General features: G+C 68.6%; 7 protein-coding genes. 6 read left to right on the top strand and 1 reads right to left on the bottom strand.

What is annotated here, in order from left to right:
- The 4 genes from RMO85_RS14455 to RMO85_RS14440 all read left to right on the top strand — a co-directional run.
- Positions 1–750 (top strand): amino acid permease (locus RMO85_RS14455; RefSeq protein WP_310529424.1); only part of this gene is annotated, 750 nt, incomplete at its 5' end.
- A 50-nt stretch (positions 751–800) separates the two neighbouring features.
- Positions 801–2,030: an arginine deiminase gene (locus tag RMO85_RS14450; protein ID WP_310529423.1), complete on the top strand. Its 1,230-nt coding sequence runs from the start codon at positions 801–803 to the stop codon at positions 2,028–2,030.
- Positions 2,027–3,034: an ornithine carbamoyltransferase gene (argF, locus tag RMO85_RS14445; protein WP_310529422.1), complete on the top strand. Its 1,008-nt coding sequence runs from the start codon at positions 2,027–2,029 to the stop codon at positions 3,032–3,034. The genes RMO85_RS14450 and argF overlap by 4 nt, the downstream gene beginning before the upstream one ends.
- On the top strand, positions 3,034–3,939 hold the full coding sequence (locus RMO85_RS14440; protein ID WP_310529421.1) for a carbamate kinase: 906 nt from the start codon (positions 3,034–3,036) through the stop codon (positions 3,937–3,939). The genes argF and RMO85_RS14440 overlap by 1 nt, the downstream gene beginning before the upstream one ends.
- Positions 3,940–3,967: 28 nt before the next feature.
- Here RMO85_RS14440 and RMO85_RS14435 read toward each other — a convergent pair whose 3' ends face one another.
- On the bottom strand, positions 3,968–4,303 hold the full coding sequence (locus tag RMO85_RS14435) for a hypothetical protein (RefSeq protein WP_310529420.1): 336 nt from the start codon (positions 4,301–4,303) through the stop codon (positions 3,968–3,970).
- Positions 4,304–4,499: 196 nt separating this feature from the next.
- Here RMO85_RS14435 and RMO85_RS14430 point away from each other — a divergent pair, with 196 nt between their 5' ends.
- Both RMO85_RS14430 and RMO85_RS14425 read left to right on the top strand, forming a co-directional pair.
- The gene (locus RMO85_RS14430) at positions 4,500–5,177 is read left to right on the top strand and encodes a response regulator transcription factor (protein WP_310529419.1); all 678 of its coding nucleotides are present in this window, start codon (positions 4,500–4,502) and stop codon (positions 5,175–5,177) included.
- 13 nt (positions 5,178–5,190) lie between these two features.
- Positions 5,191–5,606: hypothetical protein (locus tag RMO85_RS14425; RefSeq protein ID WP_310529418.1), on the top strand; the 416-nt coding region annotated here is incomplete at its 3' end.

The raw sequence follows: 5,606 nt of genomic DNA, 5'->3' as shown, positions 1-5,606 counted from the left end.
TCGGTCGCCGCGGCCAAGGTGCGCGACCCCGCGCGCAACGTCGGACGCTCCACCATCTTCGGGACCCTCGCCAGCGGCGTCGTGTACATGCTCTCGCTGGTCGCCGTCTTCGGGATCCTGCCCGCCAGCGCGCTGGCGATGGACGACAACAAGGCGTCGTACTCCGCCGCGGCCGACGCCATCGTGGGCAGTGGCTCGTGGGCTGGCACGCTCGTGGCCCTGGCCGTGATCGTCTCGGGCGTCGGAGCGCTCAACGGCTGGACGATGATCGTCGCCGAGATGCCCCTCGCGGCGGCCAAGGACGGCCTGTTCCCGAAGCGGTTCGGCGAGTTGTCGACGCGTGGCGTCCCGGCCTTCGGCATCATCTCCTCGACCCTGCTCGCCTCGCTCGCCGTGGTCATCAGCTATCTGGGCACCAGCGGAGCGACCGTCTTCACGACCCTTGTGCTGATGACCGGGATCACCTCGGCCATTCCGTACGCCTTCTCGGCGCTGGCGCAGATCAGCTGGCGTTGGCACGATCACCAGCGGGGGCACACGCCACGCTTCGTCCTGGATCTGTCGGTGTCGCTGGTCGCGCTGGCGGTCTCCATTGCCTTCATCTACTACTCCCGCAACACCGGCAGCTCCTGGTACGTCGTCTGGGGCCCGTTCCTGATGGCTGGTGGGGCGTCCGTCGTCGGCATCCCGGTCTACCTGCGCATGCGCGGCTCCATGACCCAGCCCGACGCCGTTCCGGACTACCGATGACCACCGACACGAGCCGACCCACGACCCATCGCACGAATCGAGAGACCACCATGTCCTTCCACGTCGACTCCGAAGTCGGAGTGCTCAAGCAGGCGATCGTCCACCGACCCGGCCTCGAGCTGAGCCGGCTCACTCCCGACAACGTCGACGAACTGCTCTTCGACGACGTCATGTGGGCCGACCGCGCAGGGCAGGAGCACGACGCCTTCGTCGGCCAGCTCGAAGCCGGGGGTGTCGTGGTCCACGAGTTCGAGACGCTGCTCGCCGAGGCCCTCGAGCAAACAGGCGCCCGCGTCTTCCTGCAGGAGCGCCTCACCACCACCACCCGCTTCGGTCCGGCCCTCGACGCGCCGCTCGACGAGCTCGTCGGCTCGACCCCCGCAGCACAGCTCGCCAGCCTGCTGATCGGGGGGCTCCTCAAGCGCGACGTGGCACCGCTGCTGCACGCGCCGAGCCTGCTGATGGAGTATCTGGCTCCCGACGACTTCCTGCTGCGACCGCTGCCCAACCATCTCTTCCAGCGCGACAACTCGGCCTGGATCTATGACGGCGTCTCGGTCAATCCGATGGCCAAGCGGGCACGCAAGCGGGAGACGATCAACTCCCGGGTGGTCTACAACTTCCACCCGATGTTCGCCGCGACGCAGATGAACTACCTGTACGGCAACGACTCGCTGGCCCATGACTCCGCGACGGTGGAGGGCGGCGACATCACCGTCATCGGCAACCGTGCGCTCATGATCGGGATGGGCGAGCGGTCGACGCCTCAAGGCGTCGAGATCCTCTCGCGGAACGTGTTCCAGTCGGGCAACGTCGACACCGTGATCGTGGTCGAGCTGCCGAAGGAGCGTGCGTTCATGCACCTCGACACGGTCATGACGATGATCGACCGGGACGCGTTCTGCGTGTACCCGTTCCTGCCAGCCGAGCTGCGGTCCTTCACGCTCAAGGCCGTCGGCGACAGCGGGGACTTCAAGATCGAGGAGAACTTCGACCTCTTCTCCGTGGTGGCGGACACGCTCGGGGTCGACGAGCTCCGGGTCCTGAAGACGCCCATCGACAAGCGGGGTGCCGAGCGCGAGCAGTGGAACGACGGCAACAACTTCCTCGCGATCGCACCGGGAGTCGTCCTCGGCTACGAGCGCAACGCCGCCACCAACTCCTACCTCACCGACCAGGGCATCCGGGTGATCCCGGTCGTGGGTGACGAGCTCGGACGCGGTCGTGGCGGCCCGCGTTGCATGACCTGCCCCATCGAGCGCGAAGCGGTGACGCCATGACCTCGCACAGCCTGTTCGGGCGAAGCTTCCTGAAGGAGCTCGACCACACCCCTGACGAGTGGCGCTCACTGCTGGCCCGGGCCGCCCGACTGAAGGCGGCCAAGCGCAGCGGGACCGAGCAACAGCACCTCGTCGGCAAGAACATCGCGCTGATCTTCGAGAAGGCGTCGACGCGCACGCGATGTGCCTTCGAGGTCGCGGCGCACGATCAAGGGGCGCACGTGACCTATCTCGACCCCTCGGGTTCCCACATCGGTCACAAGGAGTCGGCAGCGGACACCGCCAGGGTGCTGGGTCGGATGTACGACGGTATCGAGTACCGCGGCTTCAGCCAGGACACGGCCGAGACGTTGGCGGCGTTCTCCGGCGTGCCCGTGTGGAACGGGCTGACGGACCGGTGGCACCCCACCCAGTCGCTGTGCGACATGCTGACGATGCGCGAGCACTCCTCCAAGCCCGACACCCTCATCGCCTTCGCGTTCGTCGGTGATGCGCGAGACAACACCGCCAACTCGCTGCTCGTGGCGGGAGCCATGTTGGGCATGGACGTGCGCATGGTCGCGCCCGCGTCCCTCGGCAACGACGAGGATGTCGTCAAGGCTGCCCGGGGGATCGCCGAGTCCACCGGCGCCCGGATCACGATCACCAGTGACGTTGCCACCGGCACGGCCGGGGTGGACTTCGTCTACACCGACGTCTGGGTCTCGATGGGGGAGCCGGTCGAGGCGTGGGGGGAGCGGATCGCGCTGCTGGCGCCCTACCAGGTGACGGCGGAGATGCTCGCGGGCACGGGCAACCCGGACGTGAAGTTCATGCACTGCCTGCCGGCCTTCCACGACCGCGGCACCGAGGTGGGGGAGGAGCTCTTCCAATCGACGGGGCTCACGGCGCTGGAGGTCACCGACGAGGTGTTCGAGTCGTCGGCATCCATCGTCTTCGACCAGGCGGAGAACCGGATGCACACGATCAAGGCCGTCATGGTCGCGACGCTGGGCGACAGCTGATGAGGATCGTGGTCGCACTCGGTGGCAACGCCCTGCTGCGCCGCGGGGAGAGCCCCGAGTCCGCCATCCAGCTCGAGCACGTGGCCGAGGCCGCGCCGGACCTTGCCAAGGCCGCCGCAGAGCACCAGCTCGTGCTGGTCCACGGCAACGGGCCCCAGGTGGGCATGCTCGCGCTCGAGAGTGCCGCCGACGAGAACCTCACGTCGCCGTACCCCTTCAGCGACCTGGTGGCCGAGACACAGGGCGTCATCGGCTACTGGTTGCAGCAGGGACTCAGCAACGCCGGGCTGACGACCCCCGTCGTGACCCTGGTGACCCAGACGGTCGTGGATGCGGGGGATCCGGCCTTCGGCGATCCGACCAAGTTCGTGGGCACGGTCTACGACGAGCAGCGAGCACGAGAGCTCGCCAGCGACAACGGCTGGACCGTGCGGCGTGACGGCGCCGGCTGGCGACGCGTGGTGGCGTCCCCGCTGCCGCAGCGGATCATCGAGATCGAGGTCGCCCGCACTCTCCTGGACGCCGGCACCACGGTCGAGCTCGCCGGTGGCGGCGGGGTGCCTGTCGTCGAGGGGCCGCACGGGCTCGCGGGAGTCGAAGCGGTCGTGGACAAGGACTACGTCGCAGCCCTGGTCGCGGCGCGGCTGGATGCGGACCTGCTGGTCCTGCTGACCGACGTGGACGGCGTGATGGCCGACTTCGGCACCCCCGCGCAGCGGTTGCTGCGTGAGGTCAGGGCCGACGAGCTCGAGGCCCTGACCTTCCCGGCCGGCTCGATGGGACCCAAGGTGTCGGCCGCCTGCGGCTTCGTGCAGCAGACCGGGAAGCAGGCCGCGATCGGCGCCCTGGCCGCGGCCGGCGACGTGATCGCCGGCGCGGTGGGCACCCAGATCCGCAGGACCTGACCAGAGGCAGAAGCCCCCGGCCCTACGACTACTCGGTCTCGCCGCTCTCGTCGGCGTCCTGGTGGCCCGGCTCGTTGGGATCGGCGTCGGGTCCCTGGTCGGCGCCGTCGGAGGCTTCCTCGGCACCCTCGGCACCCTCGGTCTCGCCGGTCTCGTCGGCGTCCTGGTGGCCGGGTTCGTTCGGGTCGGCGTCGGGACCCTGGTCGGCGCCGTCCGAGGACTCCTCGACCTCGGTCTGCGACGACTTGTCACTCGATCCATCCGCCGACGAGTTGGCCTGGGCGGCCATCACTCCACCGATGCCCACGCTGGCGATCACTGCTGTCGAGGCGATCAGCGCGGCGTTGCGCTTGAGGTTTCTCATGGTCTTCTCCCTTCGTCGACCGCAGGGTGCGGACTGACACGACACAGCCTGCGTGAGGCGTGCTGTGAGGAGGCTGAGCGTCGCTGAGAGCCCCTCAGGGATCGCCTGAATGCGCCACCCTTCGTCGGTTCACAGCGTCCTCACAGCGGCGGCAGAGCATCATGGCGCGGGTAGCACGAAGAAAGAGGGTTGAAACGTGCGTGTGCTCATGGTGGAGGACGAGGTCAGGCTGGCCGAGACGGTGCGTCGCGGTCTGATGGCCGAGGGCTTCGTCGTCGATGTCGCCACCGATGGTGAGGCGGGCCTGGAAGCCGGGGAGACCGGTGGCTATGACGTGATCATGCTCGACATCATGCTGCCCCGACTCAACGGCTACGACGTGTGCCGACGGCTGCGTGCGGCGGATGTCTGGACGCCGGTCCTCATGCTGACGGCCAAGGACGGCGAGTACGACCAGGTCGACGCCTTCGACCTCGGCGCCGACGACTACCTCACCAAGCCGTTCTCCTTCGTGGTGTTGGTCGCGCGGCTGCGGTCTCTGGTCCGCCGAGGTGCTCCCGAGCGGCCACCCCTGCTGACTGCCGGCGATCTCACCCTCGATCCCCGCAGTCGGGCTGTGGCCAGGGCCGGCGCGGAGATCACATTGACGCCCCGCGAGTTCGGCCTCCTGCACTACCTGATGAGGCATCGCGGGGACGTGGTGTCGAAGACGGAGATCCTTCAGAGCGTCTGGGACCTCAACTACGACGGTGACGACAACGTCGTCGAGGTCTATGTGGGCTATCTGCGACGCAAGATCGACCAGCCGTTCGGTCGCCGCTCCATCGAGACGGTGCGTGGCGCGGGCTATCGGCTGGCAGGCGACGGTGGATAGGGGGCTCGCTCGCGTGGGACACGGCGGGGTGCGACTGCGGGCGTCGCTGGCCGCCACCCTCGTGGTCGCGCTGGCGCTCGCTGCCGCCTCGATCGCTTTCATCCTCCTCCAGCGCCACCAGCTCCAGGCATCGCTGACTGATGTGGCCCGGCAGCAGGCCAGCGATGCCGCCGGCCAGGCCAGCAGGCAGGGCACTGCGATCGACCTCTCGGCGGGGGGTGGGGACCAGTCACTGATCCAGGTGGTCGACGGCGCCCGGTCGGTGGTCGCGGCGAGCCCCTCGGTGGAGGGGGAGCCGCCCGTCGTCGACGTGGCACCCGCTCCGGGAAAGGTCGCTGTGGTCACCAGCAGCCGCTTGCCGATCGGGGAGGGGGAGTCGTTCGTCGTGGTTGCTCAGGGGACAGAGAGTCCTGACGGGCCCCTCGTGGT

The organism is Nocardioides sp., from assembly GCF_031422975.1.
Lineage (GTDB): Bacteria > Actinomycetota > Actinomycetes > Propionibacteriales > Nocardioidaceae > Nocardioides.
Note: the sequence above shows the minus strand (reverse complement) of the source record. Positions and strands in the feature narration are given on the sequence as shown.

Excerpts from the sequence above, each read along its gene's own strand:
- RMO85_RS14450 (WP_310529423.1), top strand. The coding sequence starts at position 801 with ATGTCCTTCCACGTCGACTCCGAAGTCGGAGTGCTCAAGCAGGCGATC.
- argF (WP_310529422.1), top strand. The coding sequence starts at position 2,027 with ATGACCTCGCACAGCCTGTTCGGGCGAAGCTTCCTGAAGGAGCTCGAC.
- RMO85_RS14440 (WP_310529421.1), top strand. The coding sequence starts at position 3,034 with ATGAGGATCGTGGTCGCACTCGGTGGCAACGCCCTGCTGCGCCGCGGG.
- RMO85_RS14435 (WP_310529420.1), bottom strand. The coding sequence starts at position 4,303 with ATGAGAAACCTCAAGCGCAACGCCGCGCTGATCGCCTCGACAGCAGTG.